This is a genomic window from Cellulosimicrobium sp. SJTW-1 (genome assembly GCF_047716875.1).
GTDB lineage: Bacteria > Actinomycetota > Actinomycetes > Actinomycetales > Cellulomonadaceae > Cellulosimicrobium > Cellulosimicrobium funkei.
The window spans coordinates 2,858,231-2,884,135 of sequence record NZ_CP136680.1; the positions used below are offsets into that span (position 1 = coordinate 2,858,231).

Here is a 25,905-nt window from a genome sequence, read left to right on the forward strand (position 1 = left end):
GCGCGCCGGCCCGGCCCGCGGGCCGGGCCGGCGCAGGTGGTGGCTGGTGACGGGAGCGGGTCGCCCGTCACCGGCCCGCCGTCAGCCGCAGCTCACGGCGTCGTACGGCACCTCGATCTCGGTCGTGACGTCGCCGAGCGTCGCCGTGACCGTCGCCGTGCCCGCCTCGAACGCCGTCGCGCGCGACGCGAACGACTGGTACGCGTTGGCGCCCACCTCGACCGCGCCGAACTCCTTGGAGCCGAACGGCGTGGTGAGGGTGACCGCGACGGGCGCCTCGTCGGCGTTCGTCGCGCGCAGGGCGAGGTACGCCTTGCCCGCGAGGCAGCGGGCCGAGGCGGTGACCTCGACGTCGACCGTGGGCTCGGGCTCGGAGTCCGTCGTGAGACGGAACCAGTCGAACGCCACCGTGACCGGCGTCTCCTGCTCCGGGCCGATCGCCATGAGGCCGACCTTCGTCAGCGCCGCGTCGTTGGTGACCGGGTCGCCCAGCGGCGTCCAGTTCACCCCGCCGTCGCTGACCCAGCCCTGGTACGTGCTGCCCACCTTCTCGAGCCGCAGGTACCAGTAGCCCGACTCGGTCGAGTCGGCGAGCTCGAGCTGACGGTTGCCGCCGTTGCCGAACTGGCCGCCCTTCTCCGAGACGAGCTCGGCGCCGAGGTTCAGAGCCGCGCCCGGGGCGTTCTTCGCGAGCACGTCGGCCTTGACGTAGTTGTCGTCGTCGCCGTACGCGATGAGGCCCGCGAGCTGCCACCGGTGCACGAGCGGCGCCTTGAACCGCGTCTCGACGACCCAGTCGCCCTCCGGTGCCGTCTGGAGGACGAAGTTGCGCGGGTCGTCGTTGTTGTCGGCGTTGATGTCGCCCGGCTGGGTCGTGATGCGCAGCTCGCCGTCGGCGACGGCGACCTTCGACCCGTCGTAGCGCACGACCGCGTCCCAGCGGCAGCCGTCGAGGGCGTCGCCCTCGAACTCGTCGCTCGGCTCGCGCTCGCCGTCGTCCGACCCGTCGCCCGTGACGCGCACGTAGTCGACCTTGGCGACCGAGTCGGCGGCCGCGGTGTCGCCGCCGGCCATCACGCCGAACGTCGCGCCCGACTTCACGGGCGCCGAGCCCGCGAGCGCCGTCCACGTCCGGCCGTCCGCCGAGTACGCGGCCGTGATGGCGGAGCCGTCCGAGACGAGGCGCAGGTGGATCGACGTCGGGAAGTCCCCGGCGACGTTCGTCTGGCCGTGCCACGTGCGGGCGCCGCCGGTCTCGGTCTGGAACTCGAGGAACCGGTTGCCGTTCTGGTTCTTCGTGAACGCGAGCTTCGTGTACTCGTCGTCGGTCACGTGGACCAGGAGGCCGGCGTGCTGCCAGTGCCGGGCGAGCGGGACGTCGAGCTTCGTCTCGAGCGTCCACGCGCCGGCGGGTGCGGGCTGACCGAGGTAGCTGATCGGCCCGGTCTGCGCCTCGTTGATGTCGCCCTGCACGACCGGCAGGACGGCGTGGCCGTCGGCGACGGTGATCGGCTTGCCGTCGGCCTGGCGGACGACCGTCCACCGCGGGTCGAGGGTGTCGCCGTCGAACTCGTCCGACGCCTGCGCGAGGCACTGCGGCGGGGTCTCCTCACCGGGTCCCCCGGTCTGCGGGTCGTCGTCGAACACGAAGTCCTGGAACTCGACGGCGCTCGTGGCCGACGTGCTGTGCGCGGTGACGAAGAGCCCCACGTCCTGCACGGACGCCGCACCCGGGAGGGCCTGGGGCTCCCCGATCTGCGTGAAGTTCTCGCCGTCCTTGCTCCAGGAGGCCGTGTACAGGTCGCCGTCGCGCACGATCCGCACCCACGCGGGGTAGCTCGTCGAGCTCGCGGCGGACGACGTGACGAGCTGGCCGGCCGCGTTGCCGCGGAGCCACTCGAAGCCGCCGCTCGGGCGCATGCCCAGTGCGGCGTAGCCCGGCGAGCTCCCGACCTGCGTGACGTCGTTGCGGACGATGATCCCGGCCTTGGCGGACCCGTTCGAGTTGCCCTGGCTGTTGATCTTCACCGTCGCCGACCAGTTCTCGTCGGCGCCCTGCTCGCGGTAGATGGTCGAGTACTCGTTGGTGCCCTGCCACATGTTCGCGCCGCCCGACGTGATGAGGTACTTGCCCTCGGCGAGCTGCTCGAACGTCCCGTTCGCGTTGGTGAAGGTCTTCATGCCCCCGAAGAGGTCGCCGACCTGCGCCACGACGACGCGGGACCGCGTGTAGAGGCCCTTGTCGTTGGTCGCGACCGCGGTCAGCTCGTAGTTGTTGTCCGCCGTCACCTCCCACGTGGCCTCGTACGGCGCCTCGGTGTCGGTCCCGATCGACTCGCCGTCGACGAAGAACTCGACCTCGGTGACCGTGTTCTCCGTGTCGTCGGCCTTGGCCGTGACCGTGATCTCGCCCTGCTCCAGGCGCACGCCCGCCTCGGGCGCGGTGATGCGCACCTTCGGCCGCGTGGTGGCGGAGACGCCCTTGCCGTCGGCCTCGACGAAGTTGAGGCGACGCTCGCCCGCGCCGGGGAAGACGACGTAGAGCGTGAACGGCTCCCGGGGGTCGGTGACGTCCACGGTCACGTCGGTGAACGTGCCGAGACCCGTCTGCGGGACCTCCGCCGTGCCGAGGAGCTCGCCGTCCGCGGCGTCGCGCCGCAGCTCGATCGTGCCCTCGGCCGCCGCGGCGACGCGCAGCGTGAGCGCCTCCACGCCGTACAGGCTCACCGGGTCGTACGACGCCCAGGCCCCGTTCGACCCGGTGATGACCGAGCCGCCGCCCTCGACGTCCCGGCTCGGGATCGTCGTGGTGCCGTCGGAGTCGGCGTGGAACTCCGCCTCGCGCTTCTTCGGGAAGATGAGCGTGGTGTCCGAGCCGGTGAGGGCCGGGACGTCGTCCACGCCGCCGCGGTCGGTGTAGCGCGCGTCGATTACGTAGAAGACGTTCATGTCCTCGCCGTGGCCGCCGCCGAGGCTCGTCGCGACCGTGCCCGTCCGGCCGTGCAGCGGCTCGGAGGGGTGCGCGTGCGCGTCGTGGCCGAGCGCGGGCTGGATGATGACCTGCTCGTCGTCGATGGTCTCGCCGTCCGGCGAGTCCTCGGCGTCCGTCACGGCCACGTCCCACGTGATGTCGTCGCCGAAGGTGAAGAACGACCCCGTGGGCGGCAGGCCGAAGTCGACCTCGGGCCGCGTGTTGCCGACCGTGATCGGCACGGTCGCCGTGCCCACCTTGCCGGCAGGGTCGGTCACCGTGAGGCGGGCGTCGTAGACGCCGTTCTCCGTGTAGGTGTGGCTCGGGGCGGCGGACGTCGAGTCCGTCGTGCCGTCACCGTCGAAGTCCCACGCGTACGTGAGCGCCTCGCCCTCGGGGTCGGTGCTCCCGGTCCCGTCGAACGACACCTCGAGCGGCGCGATGCCGGAGTCCGGCGTCGCGACCGGCTTCGACACCGGCGAGCGCGAGCCCGACAGGTAGTCGATGCGGTGCAGGCCCGAGTTCGGGTTGTCGCGGCCGAAGCCGCCGCCCCAGTCGAGCACGTACATCGCGCCGTCGGGCCCGAACTTCGAGTCGATCGGCGCCAGGAACTGCTCCTGCGGGAGGAACGGGTTGACCTTCTCGACGTCGGTCACGCCGGGAGCGGCCTCGGGGTCCTTGAGGTCGATCGTGTACATCTTGTTCCGGGCCCACTCGTAGAAGAAGGCCTTGCCGTCGTAGGACGACGGGAACTTCGTGTCGGAGTCGAGCTCCGGGTCGTACTCGTAGAACGGGCCGCCCATGGGCGCGAGGCCGCCGCCGGCGTTGATGACGCCGGGCACCGACGAGCGCTGGTAGCCGTACCAGAGGTCCGCCGGCTGCGCGGCGGGGAGCTCGGTGAGGCCGGTGTTCTTCACCGAGTCGTTGACCGGGGCGTCGCAGTCGAAGAAGTCACCGACCGTGACCGGGCTCGTGCGGTAGTCGACGTCGCGGAACGGCTCGTTGTTCCCCATGCACAGGGGCCAGCCGAAGAAGCCGGGCTCCTTGATGAGGTTCCACTCGGCGATGCCGGCCGGGCCGCGGTTCGCCGGGTTGTCCGACCCGTTGTCGGGCGAGTAGTCGGCGACGCCGAGGTTGCCCGTCTTCGGGTCGATGGTGAACCGGAACGGGTTGCGGAAGCCCATCGCGTAGATCTCGGGCAGCGTCTTCTCGGTGCCCGGCGCGAAGAGGTTGCCCTCGGGGATCGAGTACGTGCCGTCGTCCTCGGGGTGGACCCGCAGCACCTTGCCGCGCAGGTCGTTCGTGTTCGCCGACGTCGCACGCGCGTCGTGGAACGTGCCGTCGCGCTCGGAGATCGGCGCGTAGCCGCCCGACGGCTCGGAGTGCGGGTTCACGTCGTCGCCCACGCCGATGTACAGGTCACCGGTCTCGTGGTCGACGAGCAGGCCGCCGCCCGTGTGGCCCGGCTCGTCGGGCAGGCGCCCGGCCGGGATCTCCATCAGGACCTTCTCCGACGCCGGGTCGATCACGGTCGCGCCCGGGCCGTCCGAGGACACCGTGAACCGCGAGACGCGGTTGAAGAAGTTCGCCGGGTCGGAGTCGTTCGCGCTCGCGGGCGAGTAGTACTGGTACAGGTACCCGTTCTCCGCGAAGTCCTTGTCGAGCGCGATGCCGAGCAGGCCGTCCTCGCCGCCCGAGTACACGGGGAGGGTGAGCGCCGTCGTCGTGTTCTGCGTCCGCGGGTCGTAGACGCGGACCTGGCCGCGCACGAGCTCGGTGTAGAACACGCGGCCGTCGGGCGCGACGTCCATGCCGAAGGGGGCGCTCGTGTTGGAGTCGAGCGCGACCTTCTCGAACGAGCCCCAGTCGGTGCCGCCGCAGTCGCCCTCGACGAGGCCCGCGGCCCACTGCACGCCGCCGACGACGTGCTGCACGAAGTCGGGCTCCTGCGTGTAGTGCGCCCCGAAGTGGCCCATGCCCGTCATCCAGGCACGACCGCCGTCGTACGGCTTGCACCAGGAGATCGGGTGGTCGTAGCCCATCTTGTTGCCGCCGGCGTCGTACGTCGTCTCGTCCATCGTGGCGAGGACGTGCGCGCTGCCGCGGACGTTGGCCGAGAAGTTGTACCACTCGTCCGCGCGCGTCCAGCGCTGGGACAGGTGCTCGGTCGACGGGTGCGTGCGGTCCTCGACGCGGACCGTGCCGGGCAGGCCGGGGCTGTTGCCCGTGGCGGCGTGACCGGGCATGAGCGCGCCGATCATGTCGTCCCACCACTGGTAGCTGCCGCGCATGTCGGTCGCGTTGTGGATGGCGACGATGCCGCCGCCCGCCTGCTGGTAGCGCTCGAGCGCGGCCTTCTCGTCCGCGTTCCACGGGTCGCCCGACGTCTGGAACATGACGAGGGCGTCGTACTGCGCGAGGTTGTCGTCGGTGAACACCGAGGAGTCCTCGGTGTGGTCGGACTCGATGCCGACCTCGGCGAACGCGGCCTCGAGCACGGGCGTGCCCTGCGTGATCGCCTCGGTGTGCCGGAACTGGGTCGTCTTGGTGAAGATGAGCACCTTGTGCTCTTCGTCCGCAGGGACGGGGTCGTCCGCGGCAGCGGCCATCGTGACGGGCGCAAGCGTGAACGCGAGCGCCCCGACGGTCAGTGCGGCGACCGATCTCGCCCTGCGTGGGCGTCGTGCAGTCATCGTGGTGCCTCCAGGGGCATGACGTGCGGGCCCGGACGTCGTCGTCCGGGCAGGGTGGTCGTCATCCCGCGGCGTGCCGGCGCCGGCGGTCGTCTGCGACTACGGCTACGTGCTCTCCGGCTCGGGCATCAGTCCCTTCAGGTAGGCGAGGCCATCGACGGCGATGGCGTCCTGGGTCGGCGCCAGCGGGCGCCAGATCGAGGCGGCCGTGGCGATCGTCGCGTTCTCGGCGGTGAAGGACTCGATGACGAGCGGTCCGTCGTAGCCGGTCGCGTCGAGCGCGGCGAGCAGGCCGCGCCAGTCGAGGTGGTCGGTGCCGGGTGCGCCGCGGTCGTTGCCGCACACCTGGACGTGCGCGATGCGCTCGCCCGCGCGCGCCACCGCGGCGGGCAGGTCCGTCTCCTCGATGTTCATGTGGTAGACGTCGAGCATGAGGCCGATGCCGGCCGCGGGCAGGCGCCGCACGACCTCCAGCCCCTGGTCGACGGTGTTGACGAGGCTCGTCTCGTAGCGGTTGAGCGGCTCGAGCCCGACGACGACGCCCGCCGCCACGGCGTGCTCGACGACCGGGGCGAGGTGCTCGGCGAGCTCCTCGTAGGTGGCCTCGCGCTCGGCCGGGCCGAGCCGCCACGTGCGCCCGACCGACGCGTACGCCGGGCCGCCGATCACCGGGGCGCCGACGGTCCGCGCGACGTCGACGACGTGGCGCAGGTAGTCCTGCGTGGCGCGCACCGTCGCGGCGTCCGTGGCGACGAGCTCGCGTCCCTCGCCCATGACGAGCGAGACGCTCGCGGCGAGGCCGTGGTCGGCGAGCACGGCGGCCGCCGTCGCCGGGTCCCAGTCCCCCGGGTTCTCGACGGGCAGCTCGAGCACGTCGAAGCCCCACCCCGCGACGCGCGGGGCGATGCCGCGCAGCGCGTCGTCGGTCAGGGGCGACGTCCACACCCACGTGTTGACGCCGAGCGCGCGCCGGCGCACCGGGACGGGCGCGCCGTCGGGCGCGAGCAGGTCGGTCGCGCGGTGCGCGGGGGTCGGGCCGGGAAGAGCCACGTCGCTCTCTCTCGTCGGGTCCGAGCACTCGGCCGTCCCGCCCGCGTGCCCGACGCCGCGGCGCGCCCCCGTGCGGGAGGTACGCCGCGCCGTCGGGCGGGCGGGCAGGGCGCCCGGCCGGCCGGACGGCGACCGGGCGGCCCCAGGTGGTCCGGCCGCGCGGCCGGACCGGGGTGGTGCTGGCGTCAGCGGTCGGTCCAGGCCTCCGGGAACCCGGGCAGGTCCTCGCCGCCGAACTTCGCGTAGTGCAGGGACGGCATGTCCTTGTTCGCCTCGAGGTAGGCGTCGAGGTCCTCGGCGACGACCGGCGACTGCGGCAGGACCCACTCGGACGGCACCTGCTCGCCGGCCCAGATCATCTGCGCCGCGAGGATCGGCGTGCGCCACTGGAAGTTGGAGTACACGGCGCCGATGGCGGTCATGTCCGTGTCCTTCCACTTGCGCAGGAAGCTCATCTCGTCCTCGCCCATGAAGACGGGGTACGGCTTGCCCGCGTCCTCGAACGCCTCGACGGCCGCGACGGCGCCGTCGCCGGCGTCCATCCAGATGCCGTCCACGTCCCCGCGCTGGAGGTACTGCGTGACGATGTCCTTGATCTTCGCCCCGTCGCCGCCGGTGAACTCGGCGCCCACGACCTCGAGCTCCGACTCGGAGAAGATCTTGTCGGCCGCGGCCCAGCGGTTCTCGAGCACGTCGACGCCGGGCAGGATGCGCAGCGCGAGGACCTTCGAGCCGGGCTCGAGGTTCTCGACGAGGAACTCGGCGCCGTCGGCGCCGTACGCGTAGCCGCCGATCGGGTGGATGAACGTCACCATGCAGTCGGTGTTGACGCCGCGGTCGAACACGATGACGGGCTTGCCCGACTCGCACGCCGCCTCGACGGCGGGCGTGAGGGTCGCGGTGGTCGACGGCGAGATGATGATCGCGTCGCAGTCGCCCGCCGCGACGAACGCCTGGATGTCGGAGATCTGCTTGTTGTCGTCGTCGGCGGCGTCGGAGACGCGGAACTCGCCGATCACGCCCTCCTCGGTGAGGACGTCGACCTGCTGCTGCATGGTGATGAACCCGGTGACGCGCCACGGGTTGGACACCGACGCGTTCGAGAAGCACAGCGTGTTGCCGCCCTCGGCGCTCGCGAACTCGGCCGTGTCCACGTACTCGGGCTCGATGGCCTGGAGCCACGGCTGGTCGGCCGGGCCCTCGGGCACGACCTCGCGCTGGGCGAGCTGGCGGTCGTAGTCCGCCTGGACGAACCACTCGGAGTCGGCGCCGCCGGACTCCTCGCCCGCGGGGCTCTCCTCGGCCGAGGTCTCCCCGCCCGTGTCGGTGGGGGTGTCGGTCGTGCAGGCGGCCGCGAGGAACAGCGTGGCCACCGCCGTGCCGGCCAGGAGTGCTCGTGTACGTCGCATGTCCTTCTTCTCCTTGGTGAGACGTCGTCGTCCCGCAACGTGCGGGGAAGGGGGTACAGCTCGGGTGCTGCCGCACGGCCGTGCGCGGGGGTCCGGCAGGGGTCGTGCGCGGGGAGGGGCGCGGGCGTCGTCGCCGGGCGCGCGGGGCTCAGGCGTTCGCGGGGGCGGGCTCCTTCGGTGCGGGGGTCGGGCCCGCCGCCGGCGGGGCGTCGGGGGCGGACGCGCGGCGCCGCGACCGGCGCGGCAGCGCGGCGTAGGCGACGGCCGCGATGATGATCACGCCCTGCACGGCGGGGCGGATCGTCGACGGCAGGCTCAGCTGGTTGAAGAGGGTGAACAGCGCCTCGAGCGTGAGCGCGCCCGCCATCGCGGCGATCACGGTCCCCCGCCCGCCGCCGAGGACGACGCCCCCGAGCACGACGGCGGTGATCGCCATGAACTCCAGGCCCTGCCCGACCTGGGCGGTGACGCCGGCGTACCCGCCGATGAGGATCGCCGCGACGGTCGCCAGGAAGCCCGAGAGGAGGAAGGCGCGCGTGCGCACCCACCACACCGAGCCGCCCGCGTAGCCCGCCGCGACGTCGTTGTCGCCCGTGGCGACGAGCGTGCGGCCGAACGGGCGGCGCATGAGCAGGGCCGCGGCCACGCCGAGCACGACGACGACGAGCAGCGCGTACGGCACCTGGAACTGGCCCGGGGTGTCGGGGATGCCCCCGCGTCCCCACTGCCGGAACCCGTCGGTGAGGGCGCCCGTGGGGGCGCCGCCCGTCCAGAGCCGGATCGCGCCGTAGAGCACGAGCATCATGCCGAGCGTCGTGATGAACGACGGCACCTTGAGCAGCGTGGTCACGAGGCCGTTGACGAGCCCGACCGCGAGGCCGAAGACGATCATGAGGGCCATGACGGGCCAGGTCATGGAGTCCTCGCCGTCCATGAGCTTCGCGGCGATGACGACCTGGGCGCCCACGAGCGACCCGACCGACAGGTCGAACTCGCCCGAGACGATGACGAAGTACTGCCCGATCGCGAGGATGACCAGCGGCGCGGCCTTCTTGACGAACGCCATGAGCGACATGGGCTCGCCGAACGACGGGTTCATCACGAGGATGACCGCGAAGACGAGCACGAGCAGAGCGAACACGGTCCAGCTGCCGCCCGCGGTGAGGCGCTCGAGCCAGCCGGCCCGCGGCGCGCGCGCCGGGATGGTCCGGCGCGTGGTGTCGGTGGTCATGCGGACGCACCTCCGGTGCGGGTCGGGCGGAAGCGGGCCCGGCTGCTCGCCGGGTCGATCTGGCGCCGGGCGTACAGGGCGACGGCGGCGATGATGATGACGCCGCGCAGCACGTCCTTGAAGAACGGGTCGACGTCGAGCACGTTGAACACCGTGTCGAGCACGGCGAGGATGAGCACGCCGCCCACCGTCCCGACGACCGAGCCGCGCCCGCCCATGAGGAGCGTCCCGCCGAGCACGACGGCGGCGATCGAGTCGAGGTCGAGACCGTAGGAGTAGACGAGCGCGTTGCCGGTGCCGAAGCGCGCGGCGATGAGCAGACCGGCGACGCCCGCGCAGACCGAGCACAGCACGTGCGCGAGGACCAGCGTCCGGTCCGTCCGGATGCCCGAGAGCCGCGCGACGTCGGTGTTCCCCCCGACGGCGAACATGTGGTACCCGGGGCGGGTGCGCGTCAGGAGCACGACGCCCGCGGCCGCGACGAGCAGCATGACGATCGTCGAGACCGGGACCGGCCCGACACGCGTGTACCCGAACATCTGGAACGAGGCGGGCACCTCCCCCGCCGGGCCCTTGAACTGCGTGTCGAGGTAGCCCTTGATGATGAGCCCGACGCCGAGCGTCGCGATGAACGCGTTGACCCGCAGCTTCGCGATGACGAGCCCGTTGACGAGGCCGACGACCGCCGCGACGCCCACCGCCGCGAGGACGCCGAGCCAGACGCGTGACGGGTCGCCCGCCATGGTCGTCGCGCCGACGATCGAGCTGAGCGCGACCACGTAGCCGACGGACAGGTCGAGCGACTTGCACAGGACGGCGAACGTCTGCCCGATCGCGACGAAGCCGAGGAGGCTCGTCTGCGTGAGCATGTACGCCGTGTTCGCCGTGCTGAACAGGTTGCCGCCGCCCACGGCCACGAGGACGCCGGCGATCACGAGGATCCCGACGAGGGCGAGGTAGACGATCTCCGTCGAGCCCAGCCGGCGGCGGCGCGCGGGGGCGCGGCTCGCGGTGGGGGCGGCGGTCGCGACCGCGGTGCTCATCGGTGCTCCTTCGGGCCGTCGGGGGCGTGCGGGGCGCTGCGGGGCGTGGTGCCGGGGTCGGCGCCCGGGAGGTCGTCGGCGTCGGCGAGGGCGCCGAGGTCGACCTGGACGTGCTCGCCGGAGGTGTCCTCGCCCGCGCCCGTGGCGAGCGCCATGACGGTCTCCTCGTCGCTGCCCGCGGGGAGCTCGCCCGCGAGGCGGCCGTCGCGCATGACGAGCACGCGGTCGGCCATGGCGACCACCTCGGGGAGCTCGGACGAGATGAACAGGACGGCGACGCCGTTCGCGGTGAGCTCGCGCATGAGGTCGTAGACCGCGCGCTTGGCGCCCACGTCGATGCCGCGCGTCGGCTCGTCGAGCACGATGACCTGCGGGTCCGTGACGAGCCACTTCGCGAGGACGACCTTCTGCTGGTTGCCGCCCGACAGGTACTGGACCTCGGCCTCCTGCGAGCTCGCGACGAGCTCGAGCGAGGACAGGATGCCCGGGATGCGCTTCGCGCGCCGGTCGGCCTGGCCGGGCACGACGGCGTCGAGCACGAGGCGCGCGTTGGCGAGGATCGACTGGCCCAGCGCGAGCCCTTCGGCCTTGCGGTCCTCGGTGACGAGCGCGAGGCCGGCGCGGACCGCCTGGCGCGGCGAGCGCACGTCGACCGGCTTCCCGCCGACGAGGACGCGGCCGCGCGTGAAGCCCGCGATGCCGAAGACGCCGTGCGCGATCTCCGTGCGCCCCGAGCCCTGGAGCCCGGCGAGCGCGACGATCTCGCCCGCGCGGACCTCGAACGACACGTCGTCGACCTGCGTGTTGCCGACGCCCTCGAGCGCGAGCCGCACCTCGCCCGGGACGATCGCGGGGTCCTTGTCCGGGAAGTACCCCGCGAAGTCGCGACCGACCATCGTGCGCACGAGGCGGTCCGCGTCGATGTCCGCCGTCGGCGTCGTCAGCACGTGGTTGCCGTCCTTGAGCACCGTGATGGTGTCGCAGAGGTCGAAGATCTCCTTGAGGCGGTGCGAGACGTAGAGGATCGCGACGCCGCGCTCCTTGAGCCGGTGCACGAGCTCGTAGAGGAGCTCGACCTCCTGGTCGGCGAGCGCCGCCGTCGGCTCGTCCATCGAGATGATCCGCGCGTCGTAGGAGACGGCCTTGACGATCTCGACGATCTGCTGCTGCGCCACGGAGAGCGAGCCGACGCGCGTCCACGACGCGAGCCCCGTCAGGCCGAGCTCGGTGAGCAGGGCGGTCGTGTCCGCGTGCATGCGCCGCCGGTCGACGAGGCCCGCGCGCCGCGGCTCGCGGCCGAGGTAGACGTTCTCGGCGACGGACCGCTCGGGCAGGAGGTTGAACTCCTGGAACACCGTCGACACGCCTGCGTGCTGCGCGGCGAGCGGTGAGGCGAACGTCGTCGTCTCGCCGTCGAGCTCGAGCGTGCCCGCGTCGGGGCGGTGCACGCCGGCGATGATCTTCATGAGCGTCGACTTGCCGGCGCCGTTCTCGCCGACGAGCGCGTGGACCTCGCCGGGCCGCACGTCGAGGTCGATCCCGCGCAGCACGGAGTTCCCGAAGAACTCCTTGCCGATGCCGCGCAGGCGCAGGAGCGGCCGGTCGTCGCCCTCCCCCGCGGCGGGACGCGGCTCGCGCGTCGTCGTCGCGGTCACGACGCGACCTCGACCCAGCCGCCCGTGCGCACCGACGTGGCCACGGCGTCGGCGAGCCGTGCGGCGCGCAGGCCGTCGTCGAACGTGGGCAGGCCGTCCGGGACGGCGCCCCCGATGGCCGCGGCGGTGTCGGCGACGAGCGCGTCGAAGCAGTCCTGGTAGCCCTGCGCGTGCCCGGCGGGGAGGCGCGAGTACCGGACCGCCGCCGGGGAGAGCGTCTCGGGGTCGCGCACGAGGAGGCGCGACGTCGTGCGCCGGCCCTCCCAGAGCGTCTCGGGCTGCTCCTGGTCGAACGCGAGGGTGGACTCCGAGCCGGAGATCTCCAGGTAGAGCCGGTTCTTGCGGCCGGCCGACACCTGCGAGATCACGGCCGAGCCGAGCGCGCCGCCGTCCGTCGCGTACTGGAGCGTCACGGCGTCCTCGGTCGCGACCTCGTGCACGACGCCGTCGGCGCCGCGACGGTGCTGGTTCACCGTGGCCGACTGCGCGACGAGGCGCACGATGCGCTGGCCCGTCGTGAACTCCAGCAGGTCGCAGAAGTGGGAGCCGATGTCACCGAACGCACGGCTCGCGCCGCCTAGGGCGGGGTCGACGCGCCAGTTGTCGTCGGAGTCGCGCAGCAGCCAGTCCTGCAGGTACGAGCCGTGCACGAGCGAGACGGTGCCCACCTCGCCGCGGCGCACGCGCTCGCGCGCCTCGCGGACCATGGCGTGGAAGCGGTAGGTGAACGGCACGACGGCGACGCGACCGTCCCGCTCGCGCGCCGCGGCCGCGAGGCCGGCGAGCTCGACCGCGCCCGCGACGTCGGTCGCGAGCGGCTTCTCGCACACCACGTGCTTGCCGGCGGCGAGCGCCGCGCGCGCCAGGGGGACGTGCAGGTGGTTGGGCGTGCACACGTGCACCACGTCGACCTCGGGGTCCGTGAGCAGCTCCTCGACCGTCGCGACGGCGCGCTCGGCGCCGAGACCCGGCGCGGCGGCGCGCGCGATGTCGAGGTCGGCGGCGGCGACGCTCACGACGCGGCCTCCGCCCGTGCGCACGGCCCGGGCGTGGACCCCGCCCATGAACCCGGTGCCGAGGATCCCGGCGCGATACCCGGCGGCGGGCAGCCCGAGCTCGTCGGGGCTGCTGGCGGGGAAGGTGCTTCGGGCGGTCGAGGCCCCTGGCGTGGTCGCTCCCGGGAGGGGCGTCTCCGGCTCCAGCACCGGGGTACGCACGTCCTGCGCGACGTCGTCGGCTCGCATGGATGACAACGTAGGGGCACTTATGTCGAGGGTCAAGCAAAAGCCGAACATTGACCGTCACGGTTAGATAACCCTGGCCGCAAAACAAATGTGAAGGCTCACATAGTCGTGCCCGGACGCGCGCACGCCACCGCCCCCGGCCGTCGGGACGACCGGGGGCGGTGGCGCGTCGGACTGCCCCCACCCGCCGGCCGGCGACGCCGGCCGACGGGGAGACTGCGGTGCTACTTGGTCGAGAACGCGGCGTCGAAGGCCGCGTCAGGCGCGTCGAACGCGTACTTCTTGACGAACTCCAGGGCCTCGGGCGCGCCGACGAGACGGTCCATGCCCGCGTCCTCCCACTCGACCGAGATCGGGCCCTCGTAGCCGATCGTGTTGAGCATGCGGAACGCGTCCTCCCACGGCACGTCGCCGTGGCCCGTGGAGATGAAGTCCCAGCCGCGGCGCGGGTCCGCCCAGGCCAGGTGCGAGCCCATGCGGCCGTTGCGGCCGTTGTGCATCCGCTTCTTCGTGTCCTTGCAGTCCACGTGGTAGATGCGGTCCTTGAAGTCCCACAGGAAGCTCACCGGGTCGAGGTCCTGCCACACCATGTGGCTCGGGTCCCAGTTGAGGCCGAACGCCTCGCGGTGCCCGATCGCCTCGAGCGTGCGGACCGTCGTCCAGTAGTCGTACGCGATCTCGCTCGGGTGCACCTCGTGCGCGAACCGCACCCCGACCTCGTCGAACACGTCGAGGATCGGGTTCCAGCGGTCCGCGAAGTCCTGGTACCCGGCGTCGATCGCCTCCTGGGAGACCGGCGGGAACATCGCGACGTACTTCCAGATCGCCGAGCCCGTGAAGCCCACGACGGTCTTCACGCCGAGCTTCGCGGCGAGGCGCGCGGTGTGCTTCATCTCCTCCGCGGCGCGCTGGCGCACGCCCTCGGGGTCGCCGTCGCCCCACACGACGTCCGGCAGGATGTCGCGGTGGCGCTGGTCGATCGGGTCGTCGCACACCGCCTGGCCCTTGAGGTGGTTCGAGATCGCGTAGACCTTGAGGTCGTACTTGGCCAGCAGGTCGAGCTTGCCCTGGACGTACTCGTCGTCGTCCCAGCGCCAGGGGTCGAGGTGGTCGCCCCAGCACGCGATCTCCAGGCCGTCGTAGCCCCAGCCGGACGCGAGGCGTGCCACCTCCTCGAACGGCAGGTCGGCCCACTGCCCGGTGAAGAGGGTGATCGGTCGTGCCATGGTCGTGTCTCCTTCGGTCGTTCTCGGTTCGTGCCCGGGGTCACCGGGCGGACGTCTTGGTCAGGGGGCGGGGCGTGTCCCCCGCGGCCTCGTCGGTGCCCGACGCGCGCGCGCGGCGCCGCACGACGACGTAGCCCGCGGCGAGCAGCAGCGCGGCGACCACGGCGACGGCGACCCACACGAGCGCGCTCGTCGACCCGTCGTCCGTGGCGGTGCCGTCGCCCGCGGCGCCCTCTCCGGCGGCGTCGTCGCCTGCGGCGGCGTCGTCGCCGGCCGCGTCGGCGCCCGCCGCGTCACCCTCCGCACCGGCGGCCTCGCCGCCCTCCTGCGCCGCCGCGTCGTCGCCCTCGCGCGGGGCGGGCTCCGGCAACGGCACGACGTCGACCTGCGCCGTCGCGGTGGCCTCGGCGGGGTGGGTGATCGTGGCGGTGAGCGTCCAGTTGCCGTCGGCGAGGACGCCGGGGTCGGACGTGTACCAGCCGACGCCCTCGGACGCCGACCGCAGCGTGAGGGGGCCGACGGTCTCGCCGGCCGCGGACTCCCCCGTCACCGAGACGTCGGCCGCCTCCTCCACGGGGTGGCCGTCGACCTTCCAGGTGAGGTTCGCGGACACGCCGCCCTGGCCGTCCGTGCCGAGCGAGATGACGACGTCGCCGCCGTGGGCGCCGGCCGGGGCCGCGCCGACGAGCGCGAGCACGCCGCCGAGCAGGAGGCCCAGCGCCGCGGTGAGGAGCGCGCGGGGGCGGCGCCGCACGGGGGCGGTCGTCCGGCGGAGCGGCAGGAGCCGCGTGCCGCCCGGAGGTCGGGGGCTGGTGCGCTGGCGGGGCGTACGGGACATCGGGTCATCACCTCGTCGTGGGTCCGTGTGCGGTGGGGGGCGGCGGTCGTCGCCGGTCCCCCGGGGTGCCCCGGCGCCGGGCCGGAGCGCCCGTTCCCGGGCGCCGGGGCCGGAGACCCGGAGGTCCCCGTCGTGCTCGTCGTGCGGGCAGCGTACGGTCGGCCCGGCCGATGGGCCGCCCGGACGCCCGAGCGCCCGCGCGCCGAGCGCGGTGCCCGGCGGGCCGGTGCTCAGCGCACCGACCCGCCGGAGCTCGTCAGGAGCAGGACCGGGCCGCGTAGTCCGCCGTCCCGGAGAACGTCCTCCCCTCGGCGTCCGTGGCGGTCACGGTCACGGTGCCCGCGTCGACCGCGACGGCGCGCGACGCGAACGACTGGTACGCGTTCGCACCCGGCGCGACGTCCGCGACCTGCTTCGACCCGTACGGGGTCTCGAGCGTGATCGCGAGCGGGACCGTGTCGTCGTTCGCCGCGCGGACCGCGACGAACACCTTGCCGGCCATGCAGCGCGTCTCCGCGGTGATGGTGACGGCGATCGGCTCGGCCTCGTCCTCGACCACCCGGAAGTGGCCGAAGGACGCCGGAGCACCGGTGTCGGCCGACGCCCCGAGGGCGAAGAGACCGACCTTGGCGTCCGCGGCGGGCGCGTTGGTCACGCTCTCGTCGAACGTGGTCCACGTCTCGCCGTCCGCGCTGTACGCGCCGGTGAACGTGTCACCGGAGCGCGTGAGGCGCAGGTGCCACACCGACTCGGCGAGGCTCCCCGTCTGCGGCTGCGGGTTCTGCACCACGCCGCCGACCTCGCTGCGCAGCTCGATCCGGGCGTTGCGCGCCTGGCCGGCCTGGTTGTCGACCACGTAGTCGAGCTTCACGTAGTCGTCGTCGCCGCCGTAGACGATCAGACCGCCCTGCTGGTACTGACGGTCGAACGCGGAGCCGTCGACGACGGTCTCGATCGTCCACTCGTCACCCGGCTGGTCCTGCAGCACGATGTTCGGCACCGGGCGGTTGTCCGTCCCGTAGATGTCCGTGGGCGTCGTGTCGATCTGCAGGGAGCCGTCCGCCACGCGGTAGCCGGTCGGGTCCTCGCGGACGATCGACCAGCGGCACGTGTCGAGGGCGTCGCCGTCGAACTCGTCGTCCGGCCCGGGGGCCGCCGCCGTGTCGTCGGGCGTGATGTGGAACCAGTCGAACTCGGCGTCGACGACCGGGGTGGTCGTGTTGTTGCCCTTGAGGGCCACGAGCCCGATCTTCGCGTTCTCCAGGTCGGCGATCGACTTGGTCTGCGGCATCGTCGTGAAGTCGATGCCGTCGGCCGAGTACGCCGCCTGGAGGCTCGCGCCGTCGCTGACGAACCGCACGTAGACCGTGTCGGGGTAGTCGGCACCGAGCGCGGCCGAGTTGGACTCGTTGACCTCGTTCGGCTGGGCGTTCTCCTCACGGATGAACTGGAAGATCCGCGTCGCCGGGTCCGCAGCGGCCGACCGGCCCTGGAGCACCATCTTCGCGTAGTTGTCCTGGTCCTCCCAGATCAGCAGACCGGCCTGCTGGTACTGCTGGCGGGCCGGCAGGGTCACCTTCGCGGTGGCCGTGAACGGTCCGTCCGGGAGGTCCTGGAGCACCAGGTTCGGCACGGCCGTGTTGTCCGTGCCGTAGAAGTCCCGCGTCGCCGTGGGGACCACCAGGCGCCCGTCGCGCACGACGAGGTTCTGGTCGCGGTTCGTCACGGTCCAGCGGTCCTCGTCCAGGTCGGTGCCGAGGAAGTCGTCCGAGCGGCCGGAGAAGCAGAGCCCCGGACCGGTCTCGGGCGCCTTGACGGTCACCGTCGTGTACTCGACCGAGTACGCGCCGCGCTCGTCGGTGGCCCGCACCTGGAGCCGGTAGGTGCCCGGCTGGTCGTACGTGACCGCGAACGAGTCGGTGCCGTCGACGAACCCGTCGCCGAGGCCCGCGTCCCACGCGAACGTGACGGCCTCGTCCTCGGGGTCGGTCGCCGTGACCGACGCCGTGACCTCGAGCGGCGCGGTGCCCTCCGTCGGGGTGACCTCGAACGTGTCGATGGTCGGGCGCACGTTGTCCGTGACGCCGCGGCCGTCGAACTCGAGCCAGTTGACGTTCATCTGGCCCGCCACGTTGACGAAGTAGAGCGTCCCCGTGCCCTCGGGCACGTCGGTGATCGCCGTCGTCGCCATCGTGTACGCCTGCCAGTCACCGGTGTTCGGCACGGTCACCCGGCCGATCTCCGGACCGTCGGGCGCGTCCCAGCGCACGGACAACGTGCCGCCCGAGGGCGACGCGACGCGCATGCCGAGACCCTCGACGTTGTAGAGCGACATGGGCTCGTAGGCCCACCAGTCGTCGACCTCGATGTAGCCGAGGTTCTGGCCGCCGCCCGCGCTGTCGCTGGTCTGCTCCGTCTGGACGCCCGGGTCACCGGTGCTCGCCGAGCCGGGGAGCCGGCCCGTCGAGGTGTAGTACTCGGCCTGGAGCAGCTTCGGCTGCAGGATCTGGAGCGAGTTCGTCGTGAGCGGGACGCCCACCTCGCCGCCGTCGTCGGTGTAGAACGCCTCGAGCACCCAGAAGATGTTGGCCTCGAGCCCGTGGCCCTCGTCGCGGGCCGTCTGCATGACGCCCTCGCAGCCGGTCAGCTCCTCCATCGGGTGCGCGTGGGCGTCGTGCCCGAGCGCGGTCATCATCTGCAGGTTGGAGCAGTCCACCTCGCCGTCGGGGTCCTCGACCTCGACGACGTAGCGCACCTGGTCGCCCCACTCGAACACGCCACCGTTGTCCGGGAACGTGATCGTCACGCTCGGCGCCTGGTTCCCGACGACGATGCTGACGTTCGCGAAGCCCGTCTGGCCGTTCGCGTCGGTCGCCACGAGCTGCGCGGTGTAGCTGCCGTTCTCGGTGTAGGTGTGCACCGGGTTCGCCTCGGTCGACGGGTCGGACCCGTCGCCGAACGTCCACTGCAGCGAGATCGGGTCGCCCGCCGGGTGGCGGGTGCCCTCCGAGGAGAACTGCACCGTGAGGGGCGCGGCGCCGCTGGTCACGTCCGCGCTGGCGCGGGCGATCGGCGTCGGATCACCCTGCACGTAGTTGACCTTGTAGATGCCCGACGTCGTGTTGTTGCCGCCGAAGCCCTGGCCCCAGTCGATGACGTAGAGCGAGCCGTCCGGACCGAAGTCGAAGTCCATCGCGCGGTAGAAGCCCGCCGCGGGGTCGAAGTGCTTCGGCAGGATCCGGTTGATGTCGACGAGCTCGTCGCGGTTCTCCCCGTCGAGCTGGAACGAGTACATCTTGCCCTGGTTCCACTCGCCGAAGATCGCCTTGCCGTCCCAGTACTCGGGCCACTTGACGTCCGAGTCGAGCTCCGGGTCGTAGTCGTAGACGGGGCCGCCCATGGGCGCGCCGCCGCCGCCGATCTCCGGGAAGAGCGGGTTGCCGGCGTAGTTGTACCAGACGTCGGCCGCGACGGCCGGCGGGAGCTGGGTCAGGCCGGTGTTGTTCGGCGAGTCGTTCACGGGGCCGTTGGCGCAGTCGAACGCCTGGCCCGACTGGCCGGTCGCGAAGTTGTAGTCGATGTACGCCGCGTTGTCACCGGTGCAGTACGGCCACCCGTAGAAGCCCGGCTCCGCGACGATGTTCCACTCGACCGTGTTCCCCGGGCCGCGGCTCGGGTTGGCGTTCTGCGCGTCGGGGCCGTAGTCGCCGACGAGCACGTTGCCCGTCTTCTGGTCCACGCCGATGCGGAACGGGTTGCGGAAGCCCATCGCGAAGATCTCGGGCTTCGTCTTGTCCGTGCCCGGGGCGAACATGTTCCCCTCGGGGATCGTGTACGTGCCGTCGTCCTCCGGGTGGATGCGCAGCACCTTGCCGCGGAGGTCGTTCGTGTTCGCCGACGTGCGCTGCGCGTCGTACGACGTGCGGCCCGCGCGCTCGTCGAGCGGCGCGTAGCCGGCCGACTCGAACGGGTTGGTGTTGTCGCCCGTCACGATCACGAGGTTGTCGTCGCCGTCGAAGACCATGTCACCACCCGCGTGGCAGCACGTCTCGCGCTGCGTCGGGATGACGAGGACCTTCTCCTCGCTCGCGGCCGAGATCGTCCGGGTCGCCTCGTCATACGTGAAGCGCGAGACGCGGTTGTGCGGCCCGTCCGTCCCGACGTCCTGCGGCGACCAGAAGAGGTAGACCCAGCCGTTCTCCCCGAAGTCCGGGTCCAGGACGACGCCCGTGAGCCCGTCCTCGTTGGCCTGCGTGACCGCGAGGGTCATCGCCGTCGTGGTCTGGTTGCTCTCCGGGTCGATGAGGCGGACGCGCCCGTCGCGCTCGACGTAGAAGACCGTCCCGTCGGGGGCGACGTCGAGCATCATCGGGTTGGACGTCTCCTCGTCGAGCGAGACGACCTCGTAGCTGTCCGACTGCGACGCGGCGCAGTCCGACGGCACGACGCCCGCGGCGGTCTGGATGCCGCCGAGCAGGTGCTGGAGGAACTCCGGCTCCGCGTAGGACTCGTTCGTGTGGCCGCCGCCGGTGTACCACGAGCGGCCGCCGTCGTACGCCTGGCACCAGGCGATCGGGTGGTCGGCGCCCATCGCGCCCGACCCCGCGGTGTAGGACGTCTCGTCCAGGCTCGCGAGCACGTGCACGGTGTCACGCGGGTTGGTGCGGTAGTTGTACCACTCGTCGTAGCGGTCCCAGCGCGACGGCAGGTGCGCCGTCGACTCGTGGGCGTGGTCCTCGACCTTGACGGTCGCGTCCTGGTTCTGCGGGTGGCTGCTGAAGTACGCGCCGACCAGCTCGCCGTACCACGGCCAGTCGTACTCGGTGTCGGACGCCGCGTGGATGCCCGCGTACCCGCCGCCGTTCTGGATGTAGCGCTCGAACGCGGCCTGCTGGTCGTCGTTGAGGACGTCACCCGTCGTGGACAGCCACACGACGGCGTCGTACTGCGCCAGGTTCTCGTCCGTGAACGCTCCCGCGTCCTCGGTCGTGGTCACGTCGAAGTCGTTCTCCGCGCCGAGCTGCTGGATCGCCGCGATGCCCGCGGGGATCGACCCGTGCCGGAACCCGGCGGTCTTGCTGAAGACGAGCACGTCGAACGGTGCGGTGTCGGCGGCGGCGGCGACCGGAGCCGCCGGAGCGACGCTCCCGGCGGCGGGGGCCGCCGTGGCCGACACCGCCGTCGCGATGGTCAGGGGGAGAGCGATCGCCGCCGCGGCTGCTGCCGCGACCGTGCGCCTCATGGCGAGCGATCCTCCAAGCACGTTTCTCACAAGGTCTCCTCGTCGAGATGGGGAACTGTGCTGCGCTCCGCCGGGTCGGCGCCATCGGCCTGCCGTCCGTCCCGGGCTCGTCGGCGGACTGTCTCGGTGCTCCGCCGGGCACCTTCCTCGCCGCCAGCGCGGCGGTCGTACCTCCTCTCGTCGTCCGGTCGTCGGCCGTGCACCTGCGCGCGGCCGACGACCGGTCTGCCGTCCGTGCGGCGGGTCGAGACCTAGGGCTCGACCCAGCCGCCCGACGCCGCGCTGCGCTCGACCGCGTCGAGCACGCGCTGGACCACCAGGCCGTCCGCGAAGGTCGGCGCCGGGTGCGTCCCCGCGGCGATGCCCTCGACCAGGTCGACGACCTGGTGCGTGAAGGCGTGCTCGTAGCCGAGGCCGTGGCCCGCGGGCCACCAGTGCCCGACGTACGCGTGCTGCGGCTCCGTCACGACGATGCGGCGGAAGCCCGCGACGGCCGGGTCGTCGGCGGCGTCGAAGTAGTGCAGGACGTTCATGTCCTCGAAGTCGAACGCGACCGAGCCCTTCGACCCGTTGATCTCCAGCCGGATCGCGTTCTTGCGGCCGTAGGCGAACCGGGTCGCCTCGAACGTGCCGATCGCGCCGCCGGACATCCGGGCGAGGAAGATCGCGGCGTCGTCCACGGTGACGGGGCCGCGCTCGGTGCCGCCCTGCCCCGAGAGACCGGCGAACTCCGTCGCGACGGGACGCTCCTTGACGAATGTCTCGAGCAGGCCGGAGACGCTCGTGATCCGCTCGCCGGTGATGAACTGGGCGAGGTCGATCACGTGCGCGCCGATGTCGCCGAGCGCGCCGCTGCCGGCCTTGGTCTTGTCCAGACGCCACGACAGGGGCGCGTCCTCGTCCGCGATCCAGTCCTGGAGGTACTGCGCGCGCACGTGCCGCACGGTGCCGATGCGGCCGTCGGCCACGAGCTGGCGCGCGAGCTGGATCGCCGGCACGCGGCGGTAGGTGAAGCCCACCATCGCGACCTGCCCGCGCCGCGCGGCGGCCTCGGCGGCCGCGACCATCTTCTCGGCCTCGGCGACCGTGTTCGCGAGCGGCTTCTCGCAGAGCACGTGCTTGCCGGCCTCGAGCGCGGCGATCGCGATCTCGGCGTGGGTGTCGCCGGGGGTGCACACGTCGACGAGGTCGACGTCGTCCCGGCCGACGAGCGCCTGCCAGCTCGTCTCCGTGGACTCCCAGCCGAGCCGCTGCGCGGCGGCGGCGACCGCCTCCGGGTTGCGGCCGCCGAGGACCCGCATCCGCGGGTCGAGGGGGAGGTCGAAGAACCGGGGGGCGGTCCGCCAGGCCTGCGAGTGCGCTGCCCCCATGAACGAGTACCCGACCATGCCGACGCCGAGCTGCGCGCCGTCGTTTCCTGCCATGACGTTCCTTCCGTGCTTCTCACGGCGCACGCCCACGGTCCGGCCGGGCGGTACCCGGGCGGACCGTGGGCGTGGTCCGCGTGCTTCCTGCTGCGTGCTGACGGGTGTCAGCGGGTCCGTCAGGACTGGAACGCGGTGGGCAGGTACTGGTCGACGTTGTCCTTCGTCACGACGGGCGCGAAGAGCTGGACCGTGCGCGGCACGTCGGACGACGCGAGGTCGCTGAGGTTCTTCTCGTGCGCCACGAGGCGGGCGAGCTTGATGCCGTCCGCGGCCTGCGTCGACGGGTAGACGACCGTCGCCTGGAGGACGGAGTCACCGGCCTGGATGTGCTCCATGACCTGCTTCGAGCCGGCGCCGCCGACCATGAAGAACTCGTCGCGGCCCGCGTTCTCGATCGCGGAGAGCACGCCGACGCCCTGGTCGTCGTCGTGGTTCCAGATGGCGTCGATCTGCGGCGCGGCCTGGAGGAGGTTGGCCGTCGCGGCCTCGCCACCCTGGACCGTGAAGTCCGCGGCGACGCGGTTGTCGACGTCGAGGCCGCAGTCGGACAGCGCGTCCTCGAAGCCCTGGCTGCGGTCCTGCGTGAGCGGCAGCGAGTCGATGCCGGCGATCTCGGCGACCACGGCGTCCGGGTTGTCGCCCAGCTGCTCGCAGATGTACTGGCCGGCGCTCACGCCCATGCCGTAGTTGTCGCCGAGCACCGTCGTCCGGGCGGCGAACGGGCTGGAGAACTCGCGGTCGACGTTGATGACGGGGATCCCTGCGTCCATCGCCTTGGTCGCGACCTCGGTGAGCGCGGCGCCGTCGAACGGCAGCAGCACGATCGCGTCGACGCCGTCGTTGATGAAGCCCTCGATCTGGCTGATCTGGACGTTCACGTCGTTCGTGCCGTCGGCGACACGGAGCTCGACGTCCTCGTACTCCGCGGCCTCCGCCTCGGCGGCGGTCGTGATGGCGCCCATCCAGCCGTGGTCGGCGGCGGGGGCCGAGAAGCCGATGACGATCGGGTCGCCCGGGGCGTCGTTGTCGGAGACGGCCTGGTTGGCGCTGCCCCCGCCGTCGCCCTCGGCCGTGCCCTCGTCCTGCGGCGTGTTGGAGGTGCACGCCGTCGCGATCAGCGCGATCGAGGCGGCCGAGACCGTCGCGAGCGTGATGCGGCGGCGGAGGGTGGTGCGTGCGGACATGGGATCTCCTTCGATGCTGTCCTGCGGGTGGAACCTCAGGGGAACTGGCGGGGTGGGGGTGGTGCGGGGCTCGTCGGGCTGCGGCGTGGTGCGGGGGCGCCGCGGGGCCCGGGGTCGCTAGGTGGTGCGCCGGGAGAGGCGCTGCTGGAGCAGGACCGCGCCGACGATGATCGCGCCCTTGGCGATCTGCTGCACCGAGCTGTCGATGTTGTTGATGATGAAGACGTTCGTGAGCGTCGTGAAGATCAGGACACCGAGGACGGTGCCGACGATCGTGCCCCGGCCGCCCGCGAGGAGCGTGCCGCCGACGACGACCGCCGCGATGGTGTCGAGCTCGATGAGCAGGCCGTTCGTCGAGGAGCCGGCGCTCGTGCGGGCGAGGAACATGACGGCGGCGATGCCGGCGGTGAGCCCGGACAGCGCGTACACGTACAGGAGGTGGCGCTTGACCTTGATGCCCGCGAGGCGCGCGGCCTCCGGGTTCCCGCCGACGGCGACCGTCCGGCGGCCGAACGTGGTGCGGTTGAAGAGGAACCAGCCGAGCACGGCGACGACCGCGAAGATCCACACGATCTTCGGCACCCCGAGGAGGTTGCCGCGGAAGACGTCGTTGAACCCGTCGACCTGGACGATCTGCGTGCGCTTCTGCGCGATGAGCTCGGCGAGGCCGCGGGCGGCGACGAGCATCGCGAGCGTCGCGATGAACGCCACGACCTTCCCGTAGGCGATGATCAGGCCGTTGAGGAGACCGGCGCCGATGCCCACCGCGAGCGCGCAGATCACCATGACGACCCAGCCGTACGACTGCGTCGCGAGCGTCGTCGCCCAGACGGAGGCCAGCCCGGCCACGGAGCCGACCGACAGGTCGATGCCGCCCGTCGTGATGACGAACGTCATGCCGATGGCCAGGACGCCGAGAATCGACCCGAGGCTGAGGATGGTCATGAGGTTGCTGACGCTCGCGAACCGCTCGCCGCCCGTCGCGAAGCCCACGACGCACAGGAGGAGCAGAGCGACGACGAGGCCGATGTTCCGCCCCGCGGCGCCGGACATGAACCCGCTCTTGCGGCGTTCGCCCGCGGCCTTCTCGACCCGGGCCGACTCGTCGGCCTCCGGCTTCTTCGTCGGCATCGACGCCGACACCTGCTGCTCGCTCACGCGACACTTCCTTCCATGACCATGTCGAGCACCTGGTGCTCGTCGATGGAGCTCGAGGGCCCCTCGTGGACGACGCGACCCTCGGAGACGACGAGGACGCGGTCGGCGAGGCCGAGGACTTCGGGGATCTCGCTGGACACGACGACGACGGCGGCACCCTCGTCGGCGAGCCTGCGGATGAGGGCGTAGATCTCGGCGCGCGCGCCGACGTCGACGCCGCGCGTGGGCTCGTCGAGGAGCAGCACGCGGCAGCCGTGGACGAGCCAGCGGGCGAGCATCGCCTTCTGCTGGTTGCCGCCCGACAGCGTGCGGATGGCCCGGTCGACGCCGGTGGGGCGCAGCTCGAGCGAGTCGGCCTGCTCCTTCGCCGCCTTGCGCTCGGCGCTCTCGTCGAGGAGACCGAAGCGCGCGAAGCGCGAGAACGTCGAGAGCGTGACGTTGCGGTAGACGGGCTCGTCGAGGAGCAGGCCCTGGCTCTTGCGCTCCTCGGGCGCGAGCCCGATCCCGGCACCGACGGCGGAGGCCACGGACCCGGGCCGCAGCCTCGTGGAGTCGACGGTCACGGTGCCCGCGGTCGCCTTGCGCGCTCCGTAGACCGTCTCGATGATCTCCGAGCGGCCCGCGCCCACGAGCCCGGCGAGACCGACGATCTCCCCGGCGCGCACCTGGAACGACACGTCCGCGAACACGCCGCGCAGGCTCAGCCCCGCGACGTCGAGTACGACGGGAGCGGCGTCCACGGGGCCGTCGGAGTCCGGGAAGACGTACTCGACCGAGCGCCCGGTCATGAGCGTGATGAGCTTCGCCGTCGGGGTCTCGGACACCGGGAGGTTCTGCGCGACGGTCCGGCCGTCCTTGAGGACGGTGATGCGGTCGCCGATCTCGCGGATCTCCTCGAGCCGGTGGGAGATGTAGACGACGGCGACCCCCGCCTTGGTCAGCTCCTTGACGACACGGAAGAGGTTGCCCACCTCCTCCGAGTCGAGCACCGCCGAGGGCTCGTCCATGATGATGACGCGCGCGTCGTGGGACAGCGCCCGGGCCATCGAGACGATCTGCTTGCCGGCGGCCGACAGCCGTCCGACCTCCGTGCTCGGCGAGACCTCCGAGTGCCCGAGCCGCTGGAGCAGCTCGCGCGTCTTGCGCACCGCCTCGCGGCGCTGGGAGAACCCCATGGTCGCGAGCTCGTGCCCGAGGTAGACGTTCTCCGCGACGGTCAGGCCGTCGACGACGTCGAGCTCCTGGTACATCGTCGCGACGCCGTGCTTCAGCGCTGCGACGGGGTCGGAGATGGTGATGGGCTCGCCGTCGAGGAGGATCCTGCCCTCGGTGGGCTGGTGGGCACCGGCGAGCACCTTGATGAGCGTGGACTTGCCGGCCCCGTTCTGGCCGAGGAGACAGTGGACCTCGCCCGGGAGGATCTCGAGATCGACGCCGTCGAGCGCACGAGCCCCGGGGAAGACCTTGACGATGCCCTGCATCTGCAGGAGCGGCTGGGGAGGGTCTGCGGTGACCATGCGGTGAACCTAGCGAA

Annotated in this window: 14 protein-coding genes; all 14 read right to left on the minus strand. The window is 72.1% G+C overall.

Annotated elements, in window-relative coordinates; all coding sequences use genetic code 11:
• Positions 1 to 81: 81 nt before the first annotated feature.
• A complete protein-coding gene (locus RSE42_RS13040) occupies positions 82 to 5,580 on the minus strand; it encodes a ThuA domain-containing protein (protein ID WP_415296540.1) in 5,499 nt (1,832 codons plus the stop codon).
• Positions 5,581 to 5,769: 189 nt separating this feature from the next.
• Entirely contained in the window at positions 5,770 to 6,714 is a 945-nt protein-coding gene (locus RSE42_RS13045; RefSeq protein WP_369824885.1) for a sugar phosphate isomerase/epimerase family protein, read from the minus strand.
• 185 nt (positions 6,715 to 6,899) lie between these two features.
• Complete coding sequence (locus RSE42_RS13050; protein ID WP_076406053.1) at positions 6,900 to 8,123, minus strand: substrate-binding domain-containing protein; 1,224 nt, start codon at positions 8,121 to 8,123, stop codon at positions 6,900 to 6,902.
• A gap of 148 nt (positions 8,124 to 8,271) precedes the next feature.
• Positions 8,272 to 9,354 (minus strand): ABC transporter permease, encoded by a 1,083-nt coding sequence (locus RSE42_RS13055; RefSeq protein ID WP_415296542.1) that lies wholly within the window; start codon positions 9,352 to 9,354, stop codon positions 8,272 to 8,274.
• On the minus strand, positions 9,351 to 10,397 hold the full coding sequence (locus RSE42_RS13060; protein ID WP_085387595.1) for an ABC transporter permease: 1,047 nt from the start codon (positions 10,395 to 10,397) through the stop codon (positions 9,351 to 9,353). The genes RSE42_RS13055 and RSE42_RS13060 overlap by 4 nt, the downstream gene beginning before the upstream one ends.
• Positions 10,394 to 12,052 (minus strand): sugar ABC transporter ATP-binding protein, encoded by a 1,659-nt coding sequence (locus RSE42_RS13065; RefSeq protein ID WP_083711953.1) that lies wholly within the window; start codon positions 12,050 to 12,052, stop codon positions 10,394 to 10,396. The genes RSE42_RS13060 and RSE42_RS13065 overlap by 4 nt, the downstream gene beginning before the upstream one ends.
• Positions 12,049 to 13,296 carry a Gfo/Idh/MocA family protein gene (locus tag RSE42_RS13070; protein ID WP_415296545.1) on the minus strand — a complete coding sequence of 416 codons (1,248 nt, stop codon included), beginning with the start codon at positions 13,294 to 13,296 and terminating at the stop codon, positions 12,049 to 12,051. Before RSE42_RS13070 ends, RSE42_RS13065 begins: the two co-directional genes overlap by 4 nt.
• Positions 13,297 to 13,520: 224 nt before the next feature.
• The gene (locus RSE42_RS13075; protein WP_021483379.1) at positions 13,521 to 14,522 is read right to left on the minus strand and encodes a sugar phosphate isomerase/epimerase family protein; all 1,002 of its coding nucleotides are present in this window, start codon (positions 14,520 to 14,522) and stop codon (positions 13,521 to 13,523) included.
• A gap of 40 nt (positions 14,523 to 14,562) precedes the next feature.
• Positions 14,563 to 15,360, minus strand: coding sequence for a hypothetical protein (locus RSE42_RS13080; protein WP_144722670.1), 798 nt, complete (start codon positions 15,358 to 15,360; stop codon positions 14,563 to 14,565).
• Between the two features lie 256 nt (positions 15,361 to 15,616).
• On the minus strand, positions 15,617 to 20,602 hold the full coding sequence (locus RSE42_RS13085) for a ThuA domain-containing protein (protein WP_415296547.1): 4,986 nt from the start codon (positions 20,600 to 20,602) through the stop codon (positions 15,617 to 15,619).
• Between the two features lie 251 nt (positions 20,603 to 20,853).
• Complete coding sequence (locus tag RSE42_RS13090; protein WP_021479936.1) at positions 20,854 to 22,026, minus strand: Gfo/Idh/MocA family protein; 1,173 nt, start codon at positions 22,024 to 22,026, stop codon at positions 20,854 to 20,856.
• Positions 22,027 to 22,145: 119 nt separating this feature from the next.
• On the minus strand, positions 22,146 to 23,213 hold the full coding sequence (locus tag RSE42_RS13095; protein ID WP_021479937.1) for a substrate-binding domain-containing protein: 1,068 nt from the start codon (positions 23,211 to 23,213) through the stop codon (positions 22,146 to 22,148).
• Positions 23,214 to 23,330: 117 nt separating this feature from the next.
• The gene (locus tag RSE42_RS13100; protein ID WP_255434557.1) at positions 23,331 to 24,371 is read right to left on the minus strand and encodes an ABC transporter permease; all 1,041 of its coding nucleotides are present in this window, start codon (positions 24,369 to 24,371) and stop codon (positions 23,331 to 23,333) included.
• Entirely contained in the window at positions 24,368 to 25,888 is a 1,521-nt protein-coding gene (locus tag RSE42_RS13105) for a sugar ABC transporter ATP-binding protein (protein WP_043655207.1), read from the minus strand. The genes RSE42_RS13100 and RSE42_RS13105 overlap by 4 nt, the downstream gene beginning before the upstream one ends.
• Positions 25,889 to 25,905: the final 17 nt, after the last annotated feature.

Coding starts and splice junctions, on each gene's coding strand:
- RSE42_RS13040 (WP_415296540.1), bottom strand. CDS start 5,580: ATGGCCGCTGCCGCGGACGACCCCGTCCCTGCGGACGAAGAGCACAAG.
- RSE42_RS13050 (WP_076406053.1), bottom strand. CDS start 8,123: ATGCGACGTACACGAGCACTCCTGGCCGGCACGGCGGTGGCCACGCTG.
- RSE42_RS13055 (WP_415296542.1), bottom strand. CDS start 9,354: ATGACCACCGACACCACGCGCCGGACCATCCCGGCGCGCGCGCCGCGG.
- RSE42_RS13060 (WP_085387595.1), bottom strand. CDS start 10,397: ATGAGCACCGCGGTCGCGACCGCCGCCCCCACCGCGAGCCGCGCCCCC.
- RSE42_RS13070 (WP_415296545.1), bottom strand. CDS start 13,296: ATGCGAGCCGACGACGTCGCGCAGGACGTGCGTACCCCGGTGCTGGAG.
- RSE42_RS13075 (WP_021483379.1), bottom strand. CDS start 14,522: ATGGCACGACCGATCACCCTCTTCACCGGGCAGTGGGCCGACCTGCCG.
- RSE42_RS13080 (WP_144722670.1), bottom strand. CDS start 15,360: ATGTCCCGTACGCCCCGCCAGCGCACCAGCCCCCGACCTCCGGGCGGC.
- RSE42_RS13085 (WP_415296547.1), bottom strand. CDS start 20,602: ATGAGGCGCACGGTCGCGGCAGCAGCCGCGGCGGCGATCGCTCTCCCC.
- RSE42_RS13090 (WP_021479936.1), bottom strand. CDS start 22,026: ATGGCAGGAAACGACGGCGCGCAGCTCGGCGTCGGCATGGTCGGGTAC.
- RSE42_RS13095 (WP_021479937.1), bottom strand. CDS start 23,213: ATGTCCGCACGCACCACCCTCCGCCGCCGCATCACGCTCGCGACGGTC.
- RSE42_RS13105 (WP_043655207.1), bottom strand. CDS start 25,888: ATGGTCACCGCAGACCCTCCCCAGCCGCTCCTGCAGATGCAGGGCATC.